22 protein-coding genes are annotated in these 20,786 nt (G+C 71.8%); 10 read left to right on the top strand and 12 right to left on the bottom strand.

Features of this window, described 5'->3' with window-relative positions; translation table 11 throughout:
* Window positions 1-247: 247 nt before the first annotated feature.
* Both greA and IF45_RS0129945 read right to left on the bottom strand, forming a co-directional pair.
* Window positions 248-745 carry a transcription elongation factor GreA gene (gene greA / locus IF45_RS0129950; protein ID WP_003948327.1) on the bottom strand — a complete coding sequence of 166 codons (498 nt, stop codon included), beginning with the start codon at window positions 743-745 and terminating at the stop codon, window positions 248-250.
* Between the two features lie 202 nt (window positions 746-947).
* Window positions 948-1,355 carry a DUF4307 domain-containing protein gene (locus tag IF45_RS0129945; protein ID WP_003948326.1) on the bottom strand — a complete coding sequence of 136 codons (408 nt, stop codon included), beginning with the start codon at window positions 1,353-1,355 and terminating at the stop codon, window positions 948-950.
* A 115-nt stretch (window positions 1,356-1,470) separates the two neighbouring features.
* Here IF45_RS0129945 and mca point away from each other — a divergent pair, with 115 nt between their 5' ends.
* Window positions 1,471-2,352, top strand: a complete 882-nt coding sequence (gene mca / locus IF45_RS0129940) for a mycothiol conjugate amidase Mca (RefSeq protein ID WP_003948325.1) — start codon at window positions 1,471-1,473, stop codon at window positions 2,350-2,352.
* A complete protein-coding gene (locus IF45_RS0129935; RefSeq protein ID WP_003948324.1) occupies window positions 2,345-2,581 on the top strand; it encodes a hypothetical protein in 237 nt (78 codons plus the stop codon). Before mca ends, IF45_RS0129935 begins: the two co-directional genes overlap by 8 nt.
* Window positions 2,582-2,681: 100 nt before the next feature.
* On the opposite strand, the gene IF45_RS0129930 is transcribed toward IF45_RS0129935, so the two are convergent.
* Both IF45_RS0129930 and IF45_RS0129925 read right to left on the bottom strand, forming a co-directional pair.
* The gene (locus tag IF45_RS0129930) at window positions 2,682-3,215 is read right to left on the bottom strand and encodes a hypothetical protein (protein ID WP_030310683.1); all 534 of its coding nucleotides are present in this window, start codon (window positions 3,213-3,215) and stop codon (window positions 2,682-2,684) included.
* Between the two features lie 89 nt (window positions 3,216-3,304).
* Window positions 3,305-6,538, bottom strand: a complete 3,234-nt coding sequence (locus IF45_RS0129925) for an NB-ARC domain-containing protein (protein WP_030310681.1) — start codon at window positions 6,536-6,538, stop codon at window positions 3,305-3,307.
* A gap of 266 nt (window positions 6,539-6,804) precedes the next feature.
* Here IF45_RS0129925 and IF45_RS0129920 point away from each other — a divergent pair, with 266 nt between their 5' ends.
* Window positions 6,805-7,041: a DUF5133 domain-containing protein gene (locus IF45_RS0129920; protein WP_003948321.1), complete on the top strand. Its 237-nt coding sequence runs from the start codon at window positions 6,805-6,807 to the stop codon at window positions 7,039-7,041.
* Window positions 7,042-7,123: 82 nt separating this feature from the next.
* Here the strand turns inward: IF45_RS0129920 and IF45_RS0129915 are convergent, their stop codons facing one another.
* The gene (locus tag IF45_RS0129915; protein ID WP_003948320.1) at window positions 7,124-7,573 is read right to left on the bottom strand and encodes an SRPBCC family protein; all 450 of its coding nucleotides are present in this window, start codon (window positions 7,571-7,573) and stop codon (window positions 7,124-7,126) included.
* Window positions 7,574-7,729: 156 nt separating this feature from the next.
* On the opposite strand from IF45_RS0129915, the gene IF45_RS0129910 reads away from it, so the two are divergent.
* From IF45_RS0129910 to IF45_RS0129895, 4 genes are all read left to right on the top strand, one after another.
* On the top strand, window positions 7,730-8,614 hold the full coding sequence (locus tag IF45_RS0129910) for an aminoglycoside phosphotransferase family protein (protein ID WP_030310678.1): 885 nt from the start codon (window positions 7,730-7,732) through the stop codon (window positions 8,612-8,614).
* A 127-nt stretch (window positions 8,615-8,741) separates the two neighbouring features.
* Window positions 8,742-9,341, top strand: coding sequence for a sulfite oxidase-like oxidoreductase (locus tag IF45_RS0129905; protein WP_008416558.1), 600 nt, complete (start codon window positions 8,742-8,744; stop codon window positions 9,339-9,341).
* The gene (locus IF45_RS0129900) at window positions 9,341-10,072 is read left to right on the top strand and encodes a ferredoxin reductase (RefSeq protein ID WP_030310676.1); all 732 of its coding nucleotides are present in this window, start codon (window positions 9,341-9,343) and stop codon (window positions 10,070-10,072) included. Before IF45_RS0129905 ends, IF45_RS0129900 begins: the two co-directional genes overlap by 1 nt.
* Window positions 10,073-10,134: 62 nt before the next feature.
* Window positions 10,135-10,428 (top strand): DUF6510 family protein, encoded by a 294-nt coding sequence (locus tag IF45_RS0129895; protein ID WP_030310674.1) that lies wholly within the window; start codon window positions 10,135-10,137, stop codon window positions 10,426-10,428.
* Between the two features lie 11 nt (window positions 10,429-10,439).
* Here IF45_RS0129895 and IF45_RS33500 read toward each other — a convergent pair whose 3' ends face one another.
* Window positions 10,440-10,610, bottom strand: a complete 171-nt coding sequence (locus IF45_RS33500; RefSeq protein WP_165395712.1) for a hypothetical protein — start codon at window positions 10,608-10,610, stop codon at window positions 10,440-10,442.
* Between the two features lie 364 nt (window positions 10,611-10,974).
* On the opposite strand from IF45_RS33500, the gene IF45_RS33040 reads away from it, so the two are divergent.
* The gene (locus tag IF45_RS33040) at window positions 10,975-11,211 is read left to right on the top strand and encodes a hypothetical protein (RefSeq protein WP_030310672.1); all 237 of its coding nucleotides are present in this window, start codon (window positions 10,975-10,977) and stop codon (window positions 11,209-11,211) included.
* A 154-nt stretch (window positions 11,212-11,365) separates the two neighbouring features.
* Here the strand turns inward: IF45_RS33040 and IF45_RS0129880 are convergent, their stop codons facing one another.
* Genes IF45_RS0129880 through IF45_RS0129865 form a run of 4 tightly spaced genes read right to left on the bottom strand, consistent with a single transcriptional unit; the run spans window position 11,366 to window position 15,816 of the window.
* The gene (locus tag IF45_RS0129880; RefSeq protein WP_030310670.1) at window positions 11,366-11,890 is read right to left on the bottom strand and encodes a hypothetical protein; all 525 of its coding nucleotides are present in this window, start codon (window positions 11,888-11,890) and stop codon (window positions 11,366-11,368) included.
* Between the two features lie 36 nt (window positions 11,891-11,926).
* On the bottom strand, window positions 11,927-13,912 hold the full coding sequence (locus IF45_RS0129875) for a hypothetical protein (protein WP_030310668.1): 1,986 nt from the start codon (window positions 13,910-13,912) through the stop codon (window positions 11,927-11,929).
* On the bottom strand, window positions 13,909-15,072 hold the full coding sequence (locus IF45_RS0129870; protein WP_030310666.1) for a 5'-methylthioadenosine/S-adenosylhomocysteine nucleosidase family protein: 1,164 nt from the start codon (window positions 15,070-15,072) through the stop codon (window positions 13,909-13,911). The genes IF45_RS0129875 and IF45_RS0129870 overlap by 4 nt, the downstream gene beginning before the upstream one ends.
* Entirely contained in the window at window positions 15,073-15,816 is a 744-nt protein-coding gene (locus IF45_RS0129865) for an NUDIX hydrolase (RefSeq protein ID WP_030310664.1), read from the bottom strand. It lies immediately after the preceding gene.
* A 272-nt stretch (window positions 15,817-16,088) separates the two neighbouring features.
* Between IF45_RS0129865 and IF45_RS0129860 the strand changes: the two genes are divergently transcribed.
* On the top strand, window positions 16,089-18,116 hold the full coding sequence (locus tag IF45_RS0129860; protein ID WP_030310663.1) for a thioredoxin domain-containing protein: 2,028 nt from the start codon (window positions 16,089-16,091) through the stop codon (window positions 18,114-18,116).
* A 19-nt stretch (window positions 18,117-18,135) separates the two neighbouring features.
* On the opposite strand, the gene IF45_RS0129855 is transcribed toward IF45_RS0129860, so the two are convergent.
* Window positions 18,136-18,876 carry a Mut7-C RNAse domain-containing protein gene (locus IF45_RS0129855; RefSeq protein WP_008416544.1) on the bottom strand — a complete coding sequence of 247 codons (741 nt, stop codon included), beginning with the start codon at window positions 18,874-18,876 and terminating at the stop codon, window positions 18,136-18,138.
* A 390-nt stretch (window positions 18,877-19,266) separates the two neighbouring features.
* Here IF45_RS0129855 and IF45_RS0129850 point away from each other — a divergent pair, with 390 nt between their 5' ends.
* The gene (locus tag IF45_RS0129850; RefSeq protein WP_226660301.1) at window positions 19,267-19,635 is read left to right on the top strand and encodes a hypothetical protein; all 369 of its coding nucleotides are present in this window, start codon (window positions 19,267-19,269) and stop codon (window positions 19,633-19,635) included.
* Window positions 19,636-19,708: 73 nt separating this feature from the next.
* Here IF45_RS0129850 and trhA read toward each other — a convergent pair whose 3' ends face one another.
* Entirely contained in the window at window positions 19,709-20,434 is a 726-nt protein-coding gene (gene trhA, locus IF45_RS0129845; protein ID WP_008416543.1) for a PAQR family membrane homeostasis protein TrhA, read from the bottom strand.
* Between the last annotated feature and the right edge of the window lie 352 nt (window positions 20,435-20,786).

The following is a 20,786-nucleotide window of genomic DNA, read 5'->3' as shown; positions in this document are numbered from 1 at the left end:
CACCATGCAGTTTGTGAGGAGGTACCCCGGCCCGGCCCCGCCCGACCCACGCGGGGAACGAACCGCGAACCCCTACAGCCCGGCCGGCGCTTGAGGCCAGTCGGTGGCCCGCGGAGTCAGAGGCGGGCAGGCAGAGCCGAGGCCCAGCCGCAGCACAACGAAAAGCACCCCCGGCTCCGGGGCAAACCGGAACCGAGGGCACCTGGGTGCAGCCTGTGGCGGCCGACCAGCCCCGTAGGGGGCAAGGTCAGGACGAGTACGGCTTGGCGGCCAGAATCTTCACCGAGGCCCGCTTGCCGTTAGGCAGCTCGTACTCGGCCGTGTCACCGACCTTCTTCCCGTTGACGCCCGTACCCAGCGGCGACTGCGGGGAGTAGGTCTCGATGTCCGCGCTGGCGTACTCGCGCGAGGCCATCAGGAAGGTCAGCGTGTCGTCAGGGTCGCCGTCGAAGGCGATCGTGACGACCATGCCCGGCTCCACGATGCCGTCGTCGGCGGGCGGCTCACCCACCTTCGCCTGGGCCAGGAGCTGGGTCAGCTGTCGCACCCGGAGCTCCTGCTTGCCCTGCTCCTCCTTGGCCGCGTGGTACCCGCCGTTCTCGCGCAGGTCGCCCTCCTCACGCGCCGCCTCGATCTTCTTGGAGATCTCGGTGCGCGCGGGACCAGACAGGTACTCCAGCTCGGCCTTGAGCTGGTTGTACGCCTCCTGGGTCAGCCAGGTGACGTTGTCGCTGGTCTGGGTCACAGGTGCTCCTCGTAGGTACTGGGATACAAAGCATCGCCCTACTCGGAAGGATGTTCCGTACCGGGTGGGCGAAACCACGAGCCTAACAATTCAGGCGAGAAAGGGGGAGGATGAATCTGGCGGGTGCGGCGTCTTCGCAGGTCGCAGCCGTTTCCCCGGCTCGGCGGGGTGGGCGCCGTCACCGGCGCGGCGGGCCGGCCGGTCAGGCGGGGGAGCAGCCGACCAGCTCGACGGCGGTGGCCTGGGAGGTGGTCCGCAGCGAGATCACCTTGTCGACGCGGGCCGCGTCCTGGTCGAAGAGGGCGTCCTTGCGGCCGACCTCGCTGCCGTCCTCCGCCAGGGCCCGCACGGTGCAGTAGCCGGAACCCTCGCGGTCCTTGTGCACCTCCAGGTGCACCTTGGCCTGGGTGGCGGCGGAGACGTCGAACTTGATCATCTCGCCGCTGATCGCGGTCCCGGTCACGTGCGACCAGCCGAACCAGACGATCATGGCGAGGAAGAGCACACCCAGCACGCCGCCGGTGATCTTCAGCCGGCGGTCCGTCTGCTCGTCGGCGGACCGGGCCCGTCCGTATCGGCCCTCGGGAAGGTCCTCGCGCACCGCGCTCATGATCAATCCTCTCGGGCTGGGGGCCACCGGAATTTTCCGCCGTCCGGTTCGGTCACTATAGAAGCCGACCATCGCGCCGACGCATCGAGGGCGCCGTATTCACGAGGAACGAGTCTTGACAGAGCAGCTGCGACTGATGGCCGTGCACGCCCACCCCGACGACGAGTCGAGCAAGGGCGCGGCGACCATGGCGAAGTATGTGTCCGAGGGGGTGGACGTGCTGGTCGTGACCTGCACCGGGGGCGAGCGCGGTGACGTCCTCAACCCGAAGCTCAAGGGCGACCCCTACATCGAGGAGAACATCCACGAGGTACGGGCCAAGGAGATGGAGGAGGCCCGGCAGATCCTCGGCGTGCGGCAGGAGTGGCTCGGCTTCGTCGACTCCGGCCTGCCCGAGGGCGACCCGCTGCCGCCGCTGCCCGAGGGCTGCTTCGCGCTGGAGGACGTCGAGGAGGCGGCCGGGCGGCTGGTGAAGTCGATCCGCGCGTTCCGCCCGCAGGTCATCACGACCTACGACGAGAACGGCGGCTACCCGCACCCCGACCACATCATGACCCACAAGATCTCGATGGTGGCCTTCGAGGGTGCCGGGGACCCGGAGCGCTTCCCGGAGGACGAGTTCGGCAAGGTCTTCCAGCCGATGAAGCTCTACTACAACCAGGGCTTCAACCGGCCGCGGACCACCGCCCTGCACGAGGCGCTGCTGGCCCGCGGCATGGAGTCGCCGTACGGCGAGTGGCTGGAGCGGTGGCACGAGATGGAGCGGGTCGAGCGCGAGCTGACCACCCACGTGCCCTGCGCGGACTTCTTCGAGATCCGCGACAAGGCGCTGATCGCGCACGCCACCCAGATCGACCCGGACGGCGGCTGGTTCCGCATCCCGATGGAGCTCCAGAAGGAGGTCTGGCCCACCGAGGAGTACGAGCTGGCCAAGTCGCACGTCGCCACGTCCCTCCCCGAGGACGACCTCTTCGCGGGCATCCGCGACAATGGCTGACATGAGCGCTAGCGCAAACCTGGCAATGACGCACCTCGTTCCTCTCGCCAAGGAGCTGGACGAGAACAAGGTGACCCCGGGTGTCCTCGGGTTCATCGTGTTCGCCGTGATGGCCCTCGCCGTCTGGGCCCTGATGAAGTCCATGAACCGCCACATGGGCAAGGTCGACTTCGCCGAGCCCGAGGCGGCTCCGGGCGGCACCCCCGCCCAGGGCTCCGCCGGCAAGTAGCCCCACCGGGTCCGGCGGGCCCGCACCGCCCCGGCCGCGCACTCCGCGCGCCGGGGCTCTTCGGGGTTCCCGGGGTACCTCTTCACACCCCGGTGAGCCCCTACGCGCCCCCGGCCTGCACGGGCGCTCCGGCGCGCTCCACGGGCACGCCCGCGTGCATCCGGTCGAGGGCCCGGAGCACCTCGCCCCGGTTCCCCGCCCGCTTGACCCAGACCGGCAGCCGGGCCACCAGCGTCATCTTCTGCCCCGTGTCGTACCAGGGCGCCCGCTCCCGCAGCGAGGCCGCGACGAACCGGCGGATCAGGTCGAGGTGGTCGAGGTTGTACGCCCACAAGGTCCCGTGCCGGGTCTCGGCCCGGAGCCACAGCGGCCTGCCGAAGTAGGGGTCGGTCACCGGGCCGGCGGCGCCGCGCGGGAACGTCAGCCGCGTGCCGTCGCACTTCCGGGAAGCCCCGCAGCCCCCGCAGACCAGCCGCCTCGTCGCGAAGGGGCGCCGTCCTCCCGGACCCTCGTCGCCGGGAACCCGGACCACCCGCGCGGCGCCCGCACACCCCGGACAGTGCACGAGCACCAGGTCGAGGAAGTCGTACACGGTGGAGCGCGGGTCGCGGAAACGGGCGGTGGGGGTGTCCATGCGGTGAGTATGCGAGGGGGCGAGGGGCCGGGGCACCCCGGTTTTCGTCCGGGGCGCCCCCGGGGGCCGCACGCGTAGGGCGCGGCCCCTCACCCCACGCCCATCACCTCCCGCGCATGACGCCCCGGCACCAGTCCCAGTGCCCACACCGGCCACTCCCCGGCCGGGTCCACGCCGCGCTCCACGAGGAGGCGGAAGGCGGGGAGGCAGGTGGTGAGGCGGGCATCGCGGGCGGGGGAGGGGGAGGCGATCAGGTCGTCGAGGAGGGCGAGGGCCTGGGCGGCGCCGGACTCCGGGCCGGCGGGGGCGGCGAACGGGAGGAGGGTGGCGGTCAGGAAGCGGGACCACTCCTCGCCCCGGGTGTCGCCGTACGAGGTGAAGAGGGCGGTGGCCTCCTCGGCGAGGGTGAGGGCCTGGCCGGTGCGGCCGTTGCCCGCGTCGGTGACCGCCAGTTCCAGGCAGGTCCAGGCTTCGCCGTGGGCGACGCCGATGCGCCGGAAGTCGGCCCGGGCGTCGACCAGCAGCTGCCGGGCGAAGCCGCTGTTGCGCAGGGAGCCGGTCTGCGCGGCCCGCAGGTCGCGGGTGACGCGTGCCGAATGGTGCCGGGCGCAGGCCAGCCCGTACACGTCGCGCATCCGGGAGAACATGGTGCGGGCCCCCTCCAGTTCGCGGACGGCGGTGGCCAGGTCGCCGGAGTCCTCCAGGGCCTGGCCGAGGTAGTAGCGGGTCCACGCCTCGCCGCGGGCGTCCTCGTTGTCGCGGTGGCGGGAGAGGGCGCCGCGCAGTTCCTCGGCGGCCTCGGGGCCCTCGGTGCCCTGGTCCCGGTGGAGCCGGGCGCGGCCCAGCTGGGTGAGGGCCCACGCCTGGCCGCGCACGTCGCCGGTCCTGCCGTACAGCTCCAGCGCGGCGCGCAGTTCCTCCTCGGCCCGCTCGACGGTGCCCTGGCGGAGCCGGACCTGGCCGAGCTGGAAGCGGGTCCACGCCTGGCCGTGCAGCGAGGAGTTGGCGGTGTGCAGCCGGTCCGCCTGGGCGAGCAGCCGCTCGGCCTCGGTGAGGCGGGAGCGGTCGCGTTCGACGGCACCCAGCGCGTGCAGGGTCCAGGCGCGGTCGGCCGCCAGTTCGCCGGGCTGCTGGAGCGCGAGCGCCTCGCGGAGCTTCTCGGCGGCCTCGGCCAGTTTCCCCTGGTGGTGCAGGGTGATGCCGAGCGAGCAGAGCGCGAGGGCGGCGCCGGGCTCGTGGCGCGCCTCGTAGTACAGGCCGACCACCGAGGTCAGCGTGGTGCGGGCCTTGTCCAGTTCGCCGAGCTGACGTTCCGCGATGCCGGTGCGCCACTGCACCGAGCGGGCCAGGAGCCCCTGGTCGACGGCGCGGGCCAGGTCGTTCAGCTCGCCGAGGCGGTAGAGGTCGCCGCGGAGCAGGCAGTAGTCGCACAGGGCGCCGAGGAGGTTGCGGACGGCTCCCTGGTCGACGCCCTCCGCGTCGCGCAGCGCGGCGGTGATGAAACTCGACTCCTGGTCCAGCCAGTTGAGCGCGTACTCCAGCGAGCTGAAGCCGTGCGGGCCCATCGCCCCCGCCTGGAACGCCGAGTCGGCCCGCGTCGAGGACCTGCCGTCGACCAGGCCGATCACCTGCTCGGCCAGTTCCGCGTAGTTGACGATCAGCCGTTCCTGCGCGGCCGTCCGCTCCGCCGCCGGCTCCTCGTCGGTCAGCCGGGCGCGGGCGAAGCCGCGGACCAGGGTGTGCAGCCGGTACCGGCTGCCGCGCACCCTGTCGATCAGCCCGGCCGCCGCCAGCACGCCCAGGAGCCGTTCCGCCTCCTGCTCGCCGGTGTCCAGCAGCGCCGCCGCCGCGGCCGCCCCCAGCGAGGCCCGCCCCGCCAGCGCCAGCCGCCGCAACAGCCGGCGCGCCGCCTCCTCCTGATCGGTGTGGCGCAGCCACAGGGCCCGCTCCACGGGGCTCACCGGGCCGTACGCCTCCAGCGCCGAGGCCAGTTCGCGCGGTGTGCGCCCGGCCAGCGCCGAGCCCGCCACCCGCAGCGCCAGCGGCAGCCCGCCGCACAGCTCCACGATCCGGTCGGTGGCCTGCGCGTCGTACGGGTCGGGCGCCTCGCCCGCCGCCGCCCGCAGCACCTCCTCGGCACCGGCCGCGTCCAGCGCCGTCACCGGCAGCTGCCGCACCCGCGCGGCCGTCCCCTCGGGCAGCTCCATCGGCTCCCGGGCCGTCACCAGGACCAGGCTGTCGGAGTGTTCCGGCACCAGCGCCGCCACCTGCCCGGGGTCGGAGGCGTCGTCCAGCACCACGATCACGGGGATGTCGGTCAGATGCCGCTGGTACAGCTCGGCCAGGCGCCGCGTCTGCTGCTCGGGCGTGCTCCCCTCCCGCTGGAGCAACTGCTCACGTGGCGCTCCCAGCCGGTTGAGCAGGTGCAGCAGCGCCTCCCGGGTCGACAGCGGCACCGTCCTGCTCTGCCCGCCGCCGCGCAGGTCCACCACGCACGCGCCCCGGAACTGGTCCTTCAGCTCCCGCGCGGCCCGCACCGCCAGCGTGGTGCGGCCCGCGCCGGGCTCGCCGTGCAGCACCAGCACCACCGGCCGGGTCTCCGTCGCCGCCCGTGCCGCCCGCACCTCCTGGGTGATCCGCGCCATCAGCTCCCGGCGGCCCGCGAACGGCCCCTCCTCCGACGGCAGCCGCTCGAACGACCGCTGCAGCACCGAACGCCGCCTGGCCAGCGCGCTCTTGTCGGTCCGCCCCAGCACCGGCCCGGCATGGCGACGGGCCGGCGCCGCCCGCCGCGCCGCCGGCACCGCGGGCGTCCGCTGCCGCTCCAGGAACGGCCGCACCCCGCGTACCTCCAGCGCCGTCAGCCAGGCCAGCCGCAACTGCTCGGGCCCGCCCGGCTGGCCCAGGGCCCCCGCCTGCCGGTGCGCGGCCGGCCAGTGCACGGCGCCCACCTTCACCACGGTCGCCGCCGCCCCGGCCACGCCCACCACGGCCCCGGCGCCCAGCGCGGTACTCGCGCCGGTGCCGAAGGCCAGGTCCGCCGCGCAGGCGGCGGCCGCCGCGACCCCGGCGACCAGCAGCGGCGTGCCCGCGCCCTCCCGCGCGTACCGCTGGCCGAAGCTCTGCCGCTCGGCCTCGGCGGCGGCGACGGCCGCCTCGTACGCCGCGTACTCCTCGTCGGCCGTGCGCAGCAGGGCGTCCAGCTCGCCGCGGGCCCGGGAGAGGAGTACCTGTCCGTCGGTGCGGCCGCCGGAGCGCCGCACCTCCTCCTCGACCGCCCGCGCCAGCACTTCCTCGGCCTGGGTCCGATGACTGGTCCGCATCGCGATCCCCCTTCACGTCACCCGGCCGCGTCCGGCCGGTCCCTGCGGAGCCCCACCGCGCCCATCCCGCCTCCGCCGCCCCAGTGTGGTGCCTGGCGCGCTCCGGCGCGAGGGGGTCGTACGCCGGAGCGAACGGTCCGTCACCTTCCGCTCCTGGCCGAAAACCGCAGGTGTGGGCGGTTCCGGCGGGGGCAGACGGCCGCCGAAGGCCTATGCCGCCCCGGCCGTACCGGCCCCGAGGACACCCTGAGGACAAGGACACCCCCATGCTGATGGCGCACCCCGCGGTCCTGCGCGACCTGATCGGCCAGTACGAGACCCTGCGGGCGCTCAACGCCCAGGACGGCGGCGAGGAGGCCCAGCGCCGCCTGGCCGACGTGTCGTACACCCTCTGCGTGGTCACCGGTACCCGGGACGCCGACGCCGCCCTGATCGCCGCCCGCCACCAGCTCCCCGGAGCCCGCGTCACCGACGACTCGGTCCTCGCCGCCCCCACCGCCTGACCGCCGGGCCCCCGACGGGAACGGGCCGGTGCTCCCCGAGGGAGCCCGGCCCGTTCCCGTACGTACGGCGCCCACGCGGGCGTCAGACCTGGCCGCGCCAGCCGCCGGTCTCCGTGCCGCGCTTCTCGATGAAGCTCTTGAACCGCTCCAGGTCGCCCACGGCCTGGCGCCGGACGAAGCCGAGCTTGTCGCCGACCTGTTCGGTGACGCCGTGCGGTTCGAGCTCCAGTTGCAGCATGACCTTGGTCCGGTCGTCGGAGATCCGGTGGAAGGTGACCACACCGGCCTGCCGCACCTCGCCCCCGACGGTCGTCCAGGCCACCCGCTCGTCCGGGATCTGCTCGGTGACCTCGGCGTCGAACTCCCGCCGTACGCCGTCCACCTGGGTCACCCAGTGGGTCAGCGTCGGCGAGCGCTGCTCGATCCGTTCGACCCCGGACATGAAGCGCGGGTACTCCTCGAACTGCGTCCACTGGTTGTAGACCGCCGACAGCGGCGCCGCGACCTCGACGGACTCCTCGATCTGGCTCATGAGTGACTGCCTTTCCGTGCGGTGGACCGGGGGACCTGGAGCGTGTTGCCGGGTGGGGCGGGGTCATGCGAAAACGCGTCGACAGAAGTCGCGCTGATGCCCTGTCATGGGAGGCGGGCCCCGTGCCCCCGCCTGTCCCGAACCCCAGGAGCGCTCTTGCCGACCGAAAGCCCCGCCATCGACACCCCCCTGGTCAGGCGCCTGGTCGACGCCCAGTTCCCGCACTGGGCCCATCTGCCGCTGACCCTGCTGGAGCCGGCCGGGTCGGACCATGTGATCCACCGGCTGGGCGACGGGCTGACCGTGCGGCTGCCGCGCCATGCCGGGGCCGTCGGGCAGGCCCGCAAGGAGGCCGAGTGGCTGCCTCGGCTCGCCGCGCACGTGTCGCTGGCGGTGCCCGAACCGGCCGGGGTCGGCGAGCCCGCCTTCGGCTATCCCTGGCCGTGGGCGGTGTCCCGGTGGCTGGAGGGCGAGGTGGCGACCGTCGAGACGCTGGGCGACTCCGTGACGGCGGCCGGGCAGCTCGCCGGGTTCCTCGCCGAGCTGCGGCGCTTCGCCCCGGAGGCCGTCGCCGAGGCCGCCACCCGGGACGACCTGGCCGGCGACGCGCTGGCCGGCCGGGACGCGTCGACCCGCGCCGCCATCGCCGCGACCGCCGGGGTGTTCGACGCCGCCGCCCTGACCGGCCTGTGGGAGGCGGCTCTCGCCGCGCCCGGGTGGCACCGCCCGCCGGTCTGGTTCCACGGCGACTTCCACACCGGCAACCTCCTCGTCACCGGCGGCCGCCTCAGCGCCGTCATCGACTTCGGCGGCTTCGGCGCCGGCGACCCCGCCCGCGACATGATGATCGCCCACACCCTCCTCTCCCCCCGGACCCGCGCGGTCTTCCGCGAGACCCTGGACGTGGACGACGCGACCTGGCTGCGCGGCCGCGGATGGTCCCTGGCGACGGGGCTGAGCGCCTACACCGCCTACGCGGCGGTGAACGAGAGGGTGGCGGCCGCGACGACGCGGCAGATCCTGGCGGCGCTGGAGGGGTAGGCCCGGCGCACCGGCCACCACGGCACCGACGGCACCCACCCGGCCGTCCCGCCGCTGCGATTGCGGGCCGGGGAGCCTGTGCCCAGGGTGGAGAGGAGGGGGCACCCGCGAGGAAGGACGAGGGCCCATGGCTGTGATCTCCCGGGGTTTCCACGGACGGCGCGGCCCCGGCGGCGACCGCCTCCCGCCCGGCCAGTACGTCACCGAGGACTTCCCCGTCCTCTCCGCGGGCCCGACACCGCACATCCCGCACGACCGCTGGAGCTTCACCCTCACCACCGCCGCCGGCGAGAAACGCACCTGGGACTGGGACGCCCTGATGTCCCTGCCGAGCGAGACCCCGCAGGCCGACATCCACTGCGTCACCCGCTGGTCCAAGTACGACACCCGCTGGCGCGGGGTCCCCGTGGACGCCTTCCTGGAGGGCGTCGACCCGGACGGCACGTACGTCCTGGTCACCTCCTACGGCGGCTACTCCACCGACCTGCCGCTGGCCGACGTCACCGGCGGCAGGGCGTGGATCGTCCACGAGTACGACGGCGCGCCGCTGCCTCCCGAGCACGGCGGACCCGCCCGGATGCTCGTGCCGCACCTGTACTTCTGGAAGTCGGCCAAATGGGTGAACGGTATGCGGCTGACCAGGACCGACGAGCCGGGATTCTGGGAACAGCTCGGCTACCACGCGTACGGCGACCCGTGGCGCGAGCAGCGCGTCCAGGGCGACTGATGCGGGCCCCCGCCCTGTGGCGTGTGGCCGTCGTCGCCGAGGTGCGCCAGGAGACGGCCGACGCCCGCACCCTGGTGCTCGCCGCCGACGGCTGGCCGGGCCACCTGGCGGGCCAGCACGTGGACCTCCGCCTGACCGCCGAGGACGGCTACCAGGCCGTCCGCAGCTACTCACTCTGCGCCCCCGCCGACGGCGCCCGGCTGGAGGTGTCGGTGCAGCCCGTCGCCGACGGCGAGGTCTCGCCCTACCTCGCCGGGGAGGTACGCCCCGGCGACGAGCTGGAGGTCCGCGGCCCCCTCGGCGGCTGGTTCGTCTGGGACCCCGCCGACGGCGTGCCCGACCCCGTCCTGCTCGTCGGCGGCGGCTCCGGCGTCGCCCCGCTGATGGCGATGGTCCGCGCCCGCCAGGGCGCCCCGGCCCCCGCCCCGCTGCGCCTGCTGCACTCGGTACGCGCACCCGACCAGCGCTGGTACGCGGCGGAACTGGACCGGCTGGCCGCCGAGCCGGCCGGCCCCGTGGTGGACACCGTCTACACCCGCCGGGCACCACCCGGCGCGGTACGGCCTCCAGGCCGCCTGACCCTGCCCGACCTGGAGCGCCCCGGCTGGCGGGCGCAGGACGCCCCGCGCTGCTTCGTCTGCGGCCCCACCGCCTTCGTGGAGGCCGTCTCCGGCCTCCTGGTCGAGGTGGGCCACCCGCCCGACCGGATCAGGACCGAACGCTTCGGCTGACGTGGCGGCCGGACCGCCCCGGCCGACCCCACCCCTGCCCCCGACCCGCCAGGAGCCCACCGATGACGTCCGCCGACACCGCCGCCCACCAGCCCACCCACCGGGACGGCAACGTCCTGGCGGGCCTCCTCTCCGAGGTCTTCGACGTCGACCTGACCGGGGTGCTGCGCCGCTGCCCCCACTGCGGCCTCCTCGGCGCCCTCGCCCAGCTCCACGTCTACGGCCGCCTCCCCGGCCTGGTGGCCCGCTGCCCCGCCTGCTCCGCGATCGCCCTGCGGATCGCCCGTCACCCCGGCGCGCTGTGGCTGGAGTTCAGCGGCACGGGCGCGGTACGCATCCCCCTCGGCGACGGCTGAGCCCGGGGCCCCTACTTGTGCTTGTGCTTGTGCCGCCTGATCATCAGGGCGAACCCGACGGCGAGCACGATCAGCACGCCCACCACGATGATCAGCCAGAGCGGGGTGGCGCCGAACTGCTCGTCGGCGAGGTTGAGCAGGGCGGGCTGCCCGGCTCCGAAGGGCGCGCTGGGGGTGGCCATGGTGTTCGGTCCCTCTCTGCCGACGGGGCGCCGGGCAGGTCCCGGCCACGGAGGCGACCCCTCCGCCAAGAGAGACGGCCACCCCATGGTTCGTACCCCAGCGGGCCCCGCAGCCGGGCCGGGCGCCGCTACACCACTCGGATGCCGGGCACGGGGGACAGCCGCAGGCAGCTATGGGCATCCGGCGCACGTCTCCACGGGAGCCTCAACACCTCCCGTCGTTCACCCACTTGCAGTACCTTGCCCGTCCCGCCGCGCGGCGGTGCAGGGGCCGGCGGAGGGCCGGCCTGGGCTCGACGGGGGGGGGGGGCAACGCATGAGCGCCGGGCACGTCGTGGGTCTTGTAGGGATTGTCGTGATTACCGTGGGCGTTCTCGCGATCGCCCGCATCCTGCGCGGCGGCACCATCATCAGCCCCGTGGTCACCCACCCCACCTGCGCCGACTGCGGCCACACCCTGCCCGAACACTGGGGTGGCGGCCGCTGCCATCACGACTTCGGCCACCACACCTGGAACAACCACAGCTACGGGAACAGCCAGCGACGGTTCGGCGATGTGTGCGGGTGCGGGAAGTTCCGGGCGAAGGAGGCCGGAGGGTGACCGGACCGTCTCCGGACTATCGGCGGGACTGCGGCCTCAAGCGCGACAGACCGGATCTCTTTGTGTGCGGCTTCGGTATCGATCAGCTCCGGACACGGACGATAGGAGTTCCGGATGGGCCGACGTACGGCGCTCGCCAGCCGCATGACCAGGGCTACTGCTCGGTTCGGCGCAAGAAATGCCAGCCCAGCACCGCCAGAACCAGCATCTGGACAAGTGAAGTGATGACGAGCAGGGGCTGAACGTCGGGGGAGCACCAGAACGCGACCATGCAGACCACGGGCAGGACGAGGTAGGTGACCAGGTCCACCCCAGTCTGAAGCCGCTTGCGCATGGCGCGACCCGCAACGTTGCGGTGGTACACCTCCCAGCCGAACACCTCGACGTGGGCGGAGGCGAGTTCTCCGAGACGAGGCCCCAGCTGATCGCGGACGTAGCAGCCGATCGCCGAGATCTTCTCGTCATTCACGAGGTAGGTCCAGCCCAGGATCAGGCAGATCGCGGGTGCGGAAAGTAGCAGTCGGGACTGTCCGCTCTGGACGGTGAGTGCCACGACCGCAGTGATCGCGGCGAGCGTGAAGTAGAGCAGGTTGTCGCGGAATCCTATGCGAGTCCTCTGTTCCTCCTTGAGGCGGTCGTACTCGGCCAGCAGGACTTTGCTCTCGGTGACATCGTCCATGGAGGTCACGGCCCATTCCTGTGGTTGATTCCGGGATTAGCTGAAGCTCTGAAAGGACGTCAGGTCATCGGAAGAGTGTCGTTCGACCCAGTCCTTTCCGTCTGCGGCAATGCCCTCCAAGAGGCGGAAGGTATGTGTGAGGCCGGACGCGCTGAGACTGATCTCCGATATTTCCCGGGCGTTCTCGTCCGGTGCGAGTTGATGGGCATCGGCGTCCTTGACCCGGATCTTCCGGGCCGGTCCATTGGTGAGGACCAGCTCCAGGTCGTAGCCGACATCGGCGTTCTGTGTCACCTGCACCGACGACAGGGCGTCGAACCGGTAGTTGCTCCGCTGCTCGTTCTTGAGCGTTGAGTCGGAGAACTTGAGTTCGGCTTTGACTTCGCGGATACCCTCTCGGGTGAACAGGAATAGCTGGATGATGTAATGGGAGTACCGCCACGAGCCGCCCTGGACCCGAGCCCGTTTGTAGGAGCGTGCCGGGGTGACCAGGATGGTGTGTGTGATCAGATCCCGCCAGGTGAGTCGGTGGTGTCGCAACGCCTCATTGACGAACGCGGTCTTGTCGCAGGTGAGCCAGGTTTCCATTTCCTGCTCGGTGGGACGAGTTGCGTCGAGGAACGATTTCCAGCGCTGGTAAGCGTTCTCTCGTGCAGCCAGCTCCTCCTGGTACTCTCGCGCCTCCCTGGCGAGTCGTTGCCTTTCACGCCGGAGCTTCACCCACAGCTGAGCGGCCGCGTGACCCGACCAGGCCGCGCCGAGCAGTGCCAGGAACGCCCACAGCGGCCGCTGCTGGGTGGCACCCGATGCCGCCGTGCCGAGTGCTGACAGGGCAGCGACGGCGAGAACGGCGAGGGATGCCACGGTCAGGGCTTTCGTCCTGATCGGAGTGCTGTCCTGAGGGTGCCCGTCGACGAGAGTGCCCTTGGCGTAGCGGTCCCTGGTCTCCTCCGCGAGGTATCGGATCAGCCAGTTGACTTTGTCGACACTGATCCGGCTCTCCCGGTAGAGGTCCGCGATTTCGGCCGCGAGTTTGCTGCGGACCTCAGCAGTGTGCGCAAGCCAGGCTTCAGTGGTGAACCCATGGGGCCTTCGGACGCTGAAGTAGTGATCGAACCTGTTCTGGACGCTTCTGGTGAACCCGGGGGCAGGCGCGGGACTGTGTGGCTGCGGGGCGGGGGACCCGGCCACGGGATCCGGCCGGGGTTCTCGGCCCCACCACTGGATTCCGAATCGAGCCGCGGTGTGGCCGGCGCCGAGCGCCACCAGTGACTCGAAGACCGCCTGGGCCGGATGTGCGATCCATGCCAGGGTCACGAGGGTCACACTGCTGACCGCGAAGAGGGCCACCCGCTGCGGTAGGGCCGTCTGGGCGGCGGCAGCGGCAGTAGTGTCCAGGCGAGGGATCACGGCCCTGGCCCCAATGGGCGGGAGCTCGAAGTAGGCCCATACCCGTCGGTCCCGACTGTTGCCGAAGCGCTCCGCTTCGGCTCTTTCGAGGGTCTCCGCCCAAAGTTCGTCTTTCAGTCCTCCGGTGAGCATGAGGTCCAAGTGACGGAGGATCGCATCGCGCTGCCGGGACGGCAGCTCCTGTAGCTCCTTCAACACAGGGCCGGTCGCTCCGCTGGCGGTGCCGAGCGCCGCCAACAGGTCGAAAGTGACGCGAAGGGCTTGCTTCCACTGGCCCTCGGCATAAGTCCGCACAAGCATGGAGGCTTTGCGTAGCTGCTGGAGTTCTTCGGGGCTGAGGTCGTGGTGGGTGCGGCCGCTGAGCATGGCGAGGACCCAGTGGAACCGCACCTCCGCGTGGTGGTAGCCGTGAGCGATCGCATCACTGATCATCTCGCGGGCGCGGCTGGCAATGCCGTCTTCCAGTAGCTGCACGCCCACCCTGAACTTCTCCTGCGGCGAAGCGTCGTGGTGGACGAAGTACACATTGGAGTTGTGTACGGTTTCCGCCTGGATCCCGATGGTGGAGTCGTACGCGGCCGAGCTGTGCGCGGCACCGTTACTGTCATTCATGCCCGGTCACCGGCTGCGGCGATCAGTGGCGTCAGCTCGGCCAGGAGCGCAGGGCAATCCGCGACCAGCCCGCGCAGTCTTCTGAGTGTCATGGACGCCCGCTTGGACGAATCGGGGGTGCGCTCCCGGGCCGACCGTAGGGCGGATTCCAGATCGGCCAGGGCCTCACGGTATGTGTCTTCGTCGAGGTCGCCTTGAGTGCGGTGTCGCGTCAGACTCTCGCGGAACTCGTTGAATGCCGTGAACAGGTTCTGCGCGCCGGGTTTCTGCGGGGCCGTATTCATGTGAACGCTGCTGCCCGTGACCGAGCTGGCCATGATGCCGACAGTGCTGTTGTGGGCGGTATTGCCAAGGTGCCGCTCGGGCCGGGCGACCGGAGGCATCATGTCATTACGGGGAGATGATGCCTCCTCCTGTTCCATTGCCAGCTCCTTCGCCAGCCGGATGGCGAACGCCGCGGCGTTCGCTGCGGCCTGTGGCTGCCAGTTGCGATCGTCCTTGCTGTTCTTCGTGCCGTCTGCACGGTCGCTGATTCCCCGGATGATGGCCACCGGCGCCCCGCTGAGATGGCCGGCTTGTGCCACACCGGCTGCCTCCATCTCGATGGCGAGTGCGTCGTTGTAATGCTGTCTGATCCATTGCGCTTCGGACGAAATTCTTGAGTTCTGGACGATCTCGCCGGCGGCGATCGCCCCGAATCGCACCTGCGGCGCGTAATCGTGACCGGAGGCGCCATCTGCCCAGTCGTCCAAGCGGGCCAGGTGCGAGGCGAGCTGGCTGATGCCGTGCGGTGCTTCCCATGCCCGTGGGCGGGCCTTGAGCCCGTCGTCTTCGCTGGTTCCGCCGTGGTAGGCGTACACGTGGGACGCCACTACCACGTCGCCGAGCCTGGTGGCGTCCCACAAGGCGCCGGCGACCCCCACGAACAGCACGGCCGCGGGTGAGAACTCCTGAATGGCGCGTTCGGCGATCACCGCGGCGGAATGGTTGCCCTTGCTCGTCAGACCGAGTGCGACACGGTGTGACGTGCCCTGCACGTTTCCCGTTTCGAACCGTGTACCTCGCTCGTGGCGGTGCACCTGCGGATTCGCCAGCTTCTGACGTACGGCCTCGTACTCAAGATTGAGGGCGGTGAGAATTACCACTGGGCCTTTCGGCATTTATTCCTCTTCCCCTTTCGTGTTCTCTTCCTCGGCGGGTGGCGTGGGTCGGATCAGCGGTGGGAACAGGACGGTTTTCGGACCGGCCCGGTACAGCCGTGCCGGGCGTCCGCCCGTGCTCCTGCGGTCCGTGCCGGCCGGAATGATGAATCCCTTCGCGGCTTGGACCTTTCGATAGAAATTGCGAGTGTCGAGACGGGTGCCCCAGACGGCCTCGTAGACTTGTTGCAGCTCTGCGATGGTGAATTCTTCCCCGCAGAACGCCGTGGCCAGCGACGAGAACTCCAGCTTGGTGCGGGCATGTTCGACTCCGTCCGTTGCAATCCGGCGGTGGTCGAATGCGAGCGCGGCCTTGCCGGACAGTACGGTTTCCGCCGGAATCCACGCGGCGTCGGTGGCATCCGTGCCCGCGACCGGGTCGGGCAACTCCGGTGCGATCGCCAGGTGTGCCACGGAAACGACTCGACCTCGGGGGTCGCGGCTCGCTTCTCCGTATACAGCCAACTGCTCAAGGTGCACGCAGTCGGACGTCAGGGCCGTTTCCTCGGCCAGTTCGCGGTGGGCGGCGTCCAGGATCTCCTCGCCATCGTGGTTCAGGAATCCCCCGGGCAGGGCGAGCATGCCTTGGAAGGGGTCTTCTCCCCGCTTCACCAGAAGGATGTGAAGGCGGCTGTCTCGTAGCGTCAAGATCACGAGATCGACCGTCAACAGTACGGGCGTCGGTGACCACGCGTCATGTTGCATGCACTGTAAGGTACTTCATTATTGTCAGTTACACAAGAAGGGTGGGCTGTGTTGACTCCGCTGCCTCGGCACGGGTGATTGGGCCTCGTGAGCCGACCGGTTGGAGCCGATCCGCCGGCCCGTGTGGGCCCAGGTGGCGGTTGGTGAGCGGAACGGATCGTGCGTCTATGCCGCGCCGCCCGGCCTCGTAGCGCCAGGTCTGCCACCTGCCTCCTCGCCCTCGCCTCGTGGCGCACCGGTGTCGTCGGGCCGGGTGCGCGAGGATGGGAACCATGGCCAACCGACTAGCGCAGTCCACCTCCCCCTATCTCCTTCAGCACGCCGACAACCCCGTCGACTGGCACCCCTGGGGGCCGGAGGCGTTCGAGGAAGCACGCCGCCGGGATGTGCCCGTCCTGCTCTCCGTCGGCTACTCCGCCTGCCACTGGTGCCACGTCATGGCGCACGAGAGTTTCGAGGACGAGGCGACTGCCGCGGTGATGAATGCGGGGTTCGTCAACGTCAAGGTGGATCGGGAGGAGCGGCCCGATGTCGATGCCGTGTACATGGAGGCGGTGCAGGCGGCGACCGGGCACGGGGGATGGCCGATGACGGTGTTTCTGACGCCGGAGGGGGAGCCGTTCTACTTCGGGACGTACTTTCCGCCGGAGCCTCGGCACGGGATGCCGGGGTTCCGGGAGGTGCTGGAAGGGGTGCGGGTCGCCTGGGCCGAGCGGCGGGGGGAGGTCGACGAGGTGGCCGGGAAGATCGTGGCCGATCTGCGGGAGCGGCGGCTGGCGCTGGGGGAGCCGCGCCTGCCCGGTGCCGAGGAGGCGGCGCAGGCGCTGCTCGGGCTCACCCGGGAGTACGACCCGGTGAACGGGGGGTTCGGGGGCGCGCCCAAGTTCCCGCCGTCCATGGTGCTGGAGTTCCTGCTGCGGCACCACGCCCGTACCGGCGCCGAGGGGGCGCTCCAGATGGCGGCCGACACCGCCGGGCGGATGGCGCGCGGGGGGATCTACGACCAGCTCGGCGGCGGGTTCGCGCGGTACTCCGTGGACCGGGAGTGGATCGTGCCGCACTTCGAGAAGATGCTCTACGACAACGCGCTGCTGTGCAGGGTGTACGTCCATCTGTGGCGGGCCACCGGCTCCGAGCAGGCGCGGCGGGTGGCGTTGGAGACCGCGGAGTTCATGGTGCGGGATCTGGGCACGCCGCAGGGCGGGTTCGCCTCGGCGCTCGACGCGGACAGTGCGGACGCGAGCGGGCGGATGGTCGAGGGGGCGTACTACGTGTGGACGCCCGCGCAGCTCGTCGAGGTGCTCGGGGAGGAGGACGGGCGGATCGCCGCCGCCCACTTCGGCGTGACCGAGGAGGGCACTTTCGAGGAGGGGGCCTCGGTGCTGCGGCTGCCGCAGGAGGACGGGGCCGTCCAGGACGCGGGGCGGATCGCGTCGATCCGCGAGCGGCTGTACGAGGCGCGGCTGCGCCGGCCCGAGCCGGGGCGGGACGACAAGGTGGTGGCCGCCTGGAACGGGCTGGCGATCGCCGCGCTCGCCGAGGCCGGGGCCTGCTTCGAGCGGCCGGACCTGGTCGACGCCGCGGTGACCGCCGCCGACCTGCTGGTCCGCCTCCACCTCGACGACCACGCCCGGCTCACCCGCACCTCCCGCGACGGCCGTGCGTCGGGCAACGCGGGTGTCCTGGAGGACTACGCCGACGTCGCCGAAGGGTTCCTCGCGCTCGCCTCGGTCACCGGGGAGGGCGTCTGGCTGGACTTCGCGGGGCTGCTCCTCGACGGGGTCCTCGACCGCTTCACCGACGAGAGCGGCGCCCTCTACGACACGGCCTCCGACGCCGAACAGCTCATCCGGCGCCCCCAGGACCCCACCGACAACGCCACCCCGTCCGGCTGGACCGCCGCCGCCGGGGCGCTGCTCGGCTACGCGGCGCAGACCGGCTCCGAGCCGCACCGCACCGCCGCCGAACGGGCGCTCGGGGTGGTGGCGGCGCTCGGGCCGAAGGTGCCGCGCTTCATCGGCAACGGCCTGGCCGTCACCGAGGCGCTGCTCGACGGTCCCCGCGAGGTGGCCGTGGTGGGTGACCCGGACGACCCGCGCACCGCCGTCCTGCACCGCACGGCGCTGCTCTCGACGGCGCCCGGCGCGGTCGTCGCGGCCGGTCCGGCCGACGGCGAACTCCCGCTGCTGGCCGGGCGGGTACCGGCCGAGGGCGCGCCCACCGCGTACGTCTGCCGCGGGTTCGTCTGTGACGCGCCGACGACCGATCCGGCCCTGCTCGCCGCCCAGCTCGGCGGCTGACGGAGTGCCGGCCGGGGTCTCAGGCCCTGGCCGGCACCTTGCCGAACTCGCGGAGCGCCTGGCGGACGATGGTCTCCAGGCGGTCGTGGTGGGCGCCGCGCCAGTAGACCCGGCCGCAGGCGTCGCACCGGGCGAAGACGTCGTACGTGGCCTTGGTGCCGCCCTCCAGGTCGCGGGCGACCTCGTCCTTGTCGGCGTCGCGGAGCCGGCCGTTGCAGGCGGTGCACCGCGTCCACGGGGTCAGCGCGGGGGCGAACCTGCCGAGGACGTCGCGTAGCTGCTCGTCGGGCTTGTCGCTGTAGACGTACCCGCCGGCCCACAGTTCGCGGCGGCGGAGCAGGCCCCGGTCGCGGCTGAGCAGGACCCGCTGTTCGGCGGCGGAACGGGCGGCCAGGGCGGGGTCGCCGAGGTCGTGGCTCTCGTAGGCGGTGTCGATGCCGAGCAGCCGCATCCGGCGGGCCAGGGTGCCCAGGTGCACGTCGAGGAGGAAGCGCAGCGGCGCCCCCTCGATCTGCTGCGGGCGGGCCACGGCTCCCACGGTGACGTGCTCCCCGGCGGCGGGGATGTGACCGCGCGCCACCTCGCGGCCGTCGACGGTGAGCGAGCCGACCTCGGTCAGCGGGACGCCGAGCGACTCCACCACGTGGCCGAGGGTCGAGGCCCCGTCGGTGATCACGGTGCTGGGACCCGCCCGGCGCTCGTGCGAGACGAAGAGGCCCAGCCCGGGCGCGAAGGTGAGGAGGATCTCCGGTCCGTTCATCCGGCCAGGATGGCACGCGCCCGGACGGCCCGGGGGGCGCTTTCCGGTCCTGTGCCCCTTCCGGTACGGCTTCGCACCACCTGGGTGGAGGAGCTGGAGGGGGTCCGGGCGGGGTGTGGGGCGCGTGGGCCCCGTGGGGCCGGGGGGAACCGTCGGCCCGGGTCCGGGGCCGAGCGGCAGAAGAAGTAAGCGGAATCTGCGTGAGGTGTTGGGGTGTGTTGGTGAGCTGCGGTGGGGGTGCGGGTGGGGGCTGAAGCGGAGGGCTGTCTGTAGGGCCGGGGCCAGAGAAGCGCCGCCGTTTGTCGGAGCCGTATGTCACTCTCGGATGAAGTAGTGCTCACATGGAGTTACTTCGGCCGCCGGTGCGGCCGGGGGAGAGAGGGGATGCGGATGTACGCGGATGCGAAGAGGGTGCCGGGTGTGCGGCGCGGGCGGCGGGCCGAGGTGTTCGCCCTGCTGGCCGCGGTGGCCTGTGTCGGGGGGTACGCGCTGCTGGGGGCGGCCGGGGTGCTCGGCGTCGTGCTGCTGGTGGTGGTCGGGCTCGCCGTGGCGGTGGCCTCGGCGTCGAGACCGGCGGCGGCCGGGGGCCGCAGGCCGGTGCGGGCCACCGCGGCCGAGCGCCGGGAGTCCCGGCGGGCGGTGCGGGCGCTGGTCCGGGCCGAGCAGGCGGCGGAGCGGACGGGGCGCCAGGTCGCGCGGGGCCGCCCGGCCCGGCTCTCGCTCGGGGACGACGGCATGGTGCCGGGCGACTCGGGGTGACGCGAGGGGCGGCGGGCGCTGTCGCTGTGCCCGCCGCCCCTGGTGGCCCGGTTCCGGTTCTCCCGCCGCGTGCTCAGCCCTGCTGGTACGCCACCAGGGAGATGCCCACGTAGTGCACGACGAAGGCCGCGAGGGTCAGCGAGTGGAAGACCTCGTGGAAGCCGAAGTAGCGCGGGGAGGGGTTGGGGCGCTTGAGGCCGTAGATGATGCCGCCGGCGCTGTAGAGGAGGCCGCCCACGATGACGAGGACCAGGACGGCGACGCCGCCCGCGCGCATGAAGTCCGGGAGGAAGAAGACGGCCGCCCAGCCCATGGCGATGTAGCAGGGGGTGTAGAGCCAGCGGGGCGCGCCCACCCAGAAGACGCGGAACAGTATCCCGGCCAGCGCGGCGGCCCAGATGCCCCACAGCAGCCAGCGGCCCTTCTCCTCGGGCAGCAGCAGGAGCGTCAGGGGCGTGTAGGTGCCCGCGATGATCAGGAAGATGTTGGCGTGGTCGAGGCGGCGCAGGATGGCCTCGCCGCGCGCTCCCCAGGTGCCCCGGTGGTACAGGGCGCTGACGCCGAAGAGGAGGCAGGCGCTGAGGGCGTAGACCGCGCAGGCGATGCGCCCCCGGGTGGAATCGGTGAACGCGGTCAGGACCAGCCCCGCGATGACGACGGCCGGGAACATTCCGGCGTGCAGCCAGCCGCGGAGCTTGGGCTTGACGATGGCGGGGATCTCGGCCGCGAGCTTGGCCGCGGTCGAACCCTTCGACGGGGAGGTCGTCGCCTCGGAGGCGGGCTGAGTCATGTTCCGCATCGTAGCTACGGCCCCGTAGGTAGGGAATCAGTGGCTCCCGTACCGGGGGCCGGGCGGGTGCCGGGAGCGGTTCGGGCAGGTCGGGACGGGGGTGGGCAGCCTGTCCGATACGTGGCGATGCTCACGTGGGCGGCCCCCTGGACATATGGGCGCGACAGGCGGATGATCAAATGAGTGCGGTCGGCACCGGATGAGCGGCTACGAAGCATCCGGGTCGCGGCCCCCACGGGGCACTCACCTCTCACACCCTCACTTACTGATCGTTTCAGAATGAGTTTGGCTGCGGGTCTTGTGCTCGGCGATCTTGGTCGGCAGTGTGTCCGGAATGCGTGCTGATCTTGTTCCTGACGAC

It is taken from the genome of Streptomyces albidoflavus, assembly GCF_000719955.1.
Lineage (GTDB): Bacteria > Actinomycetota > Actinomycetes > Streptomycetales > Streptomycetaceae > Streptomyces > Streptomyces albidoflavus.
Note: the sequence above shows the minus strand (reverse complement) of the source record. Positions and strands in the feature narration are given on the sequence as shown.

Excerpts from the sequence above, each read along its gene's own strand:
- IF45_RS0129865 (WP_030310664.1), bottom strand. The coding sequence starts at position 15,816 with ATGCAACATGACGCGTGGTCACCGACGCCCGTACTGTTGACGGTCGAT.
- trhA (WP_008416543.1), bottom strand. The coding sequence starts at position 20,434 with ATGCGGAACATGACTCAGCCCGCCTCCGAGGCGACGACCTCCCCGTCG.
- IF45_RS0129915 (WP_003948320.1), bottom strand. The coding sequence starts at position 7,573 with ATGAGCCAGATCGAGGAGTCCGTCGAGGTCGCGGCGCCGCTGTCGGCG.
- IF45_RS0129875 (WP_030310668.1), bottom strand. The coding sequence starts at position 13,912 with ATGAATGACAGTAACGGTGCCGCGCACAGCTCGGCCGCGTACGACTCC.
- IF45_RS0129855 (WP_008416544.1), bottom strand. The coding sequence starts at position 18,876 with ATGAACGGACCGGAGATCCTCCTCACCTTCGCGCCCGGGCTGGGCCTC.
- IF45_RS0129930 (WP_030310683.1), bottom strand. The coding sequence starts at position 3,215 with ATGGACACCCCCACCGCCCGTTTCCGCGACCCGCGCTCCACCGTGTAC.
- IF45_RS0129860 (WP_030310663.1), top strand. The coding sequence starts at position 16,089 with ATGGCCAACCGACTAGCGCAGTCCACCTCCCCCTATCTCCTTCAGCAC.
- IF45_RS0129900 (WP_030310676.1), top strand. The coding sequence starts at position 9,341 with ATGCGGGCCCCCGCCCTGTGGCGTGTGGCCGTCGTCGCCGAGGTGCGC.
- IF45_RS0129895 (WP_030310674.1), top strand. The coding sequence starts at position 10,135 with ATGACGTCCGCCGACACCGCCGCCCACCAGCCCACCCACCGGGACGGC.
- IF45_RS0129850 (WP_226660301.1), top strand. The coding sequence starts at position 19,267 with ATGTACGCGGATGCGAAGAGGGTGCCGGGTGTGCGGCGCGGGCGGCGG.
- IF45_RS0129920 (WP_003948321.1), top strand. The coding sequence starts at position 6,805 with ATGCTGATGGCGCACCCCGCGGTCCTGCGCGACCTGATCGGCCAGTAC.
- IF45_RS0129925 (WP_030310681.1), bottom strand. The coding sequence starts at position 6,538 with ATGCGGACCAGTCATCGGACCCAGGCCGAGGAAGTGCTGGCGCGGGCG.
- IF45_RS0129905 (WP_008416558.1), top strand. The coding sequence starts at position 8,742 with ATGGCTGTGATCTCCCGGGGTTTCCACGGACGGCGCGGCCCCGGCGGC.
- IF45_RS0129870 (WP_030310666.1), bottom strand. The coding sequence starts at position 15,072 with ATGCCGAAAGGCCCAGTGGTAATTCTCACCGCCCTCAATCTTGAGTAC.
- IF45_RS33500 (WP_165395712.1), bottom strand. The coding sequence starts at position 10,610 with ATGGCCACCCCCAGCGCGCCCTTCGGAGCCGGGCAGCCCGCCCTGCTC.
- IF45_RS0129945 (WP_003948326.1), bottom strand. The coding sequence starts at position 1,355 with ATGAGCGCGGTGCGCGAGGACCTTCCCGAGGGCCGATACGGACGGGCC.
- IF45_RS0129880 (WP_030310670.1), bottom strand. The coding sequence starts at position 11,890 with ATGGACGATGTCACCGAGAGCAAAGTCCTGCTGGCCGAGTACGACCGC.
- IF45_RS0129935 (WP_003948324.1), top strand. The coding sequence starts at position 2,345 with ATGGCTGACATGAGCGCTAGCGCAAACCTGGCAATGACGCACCTCGTT.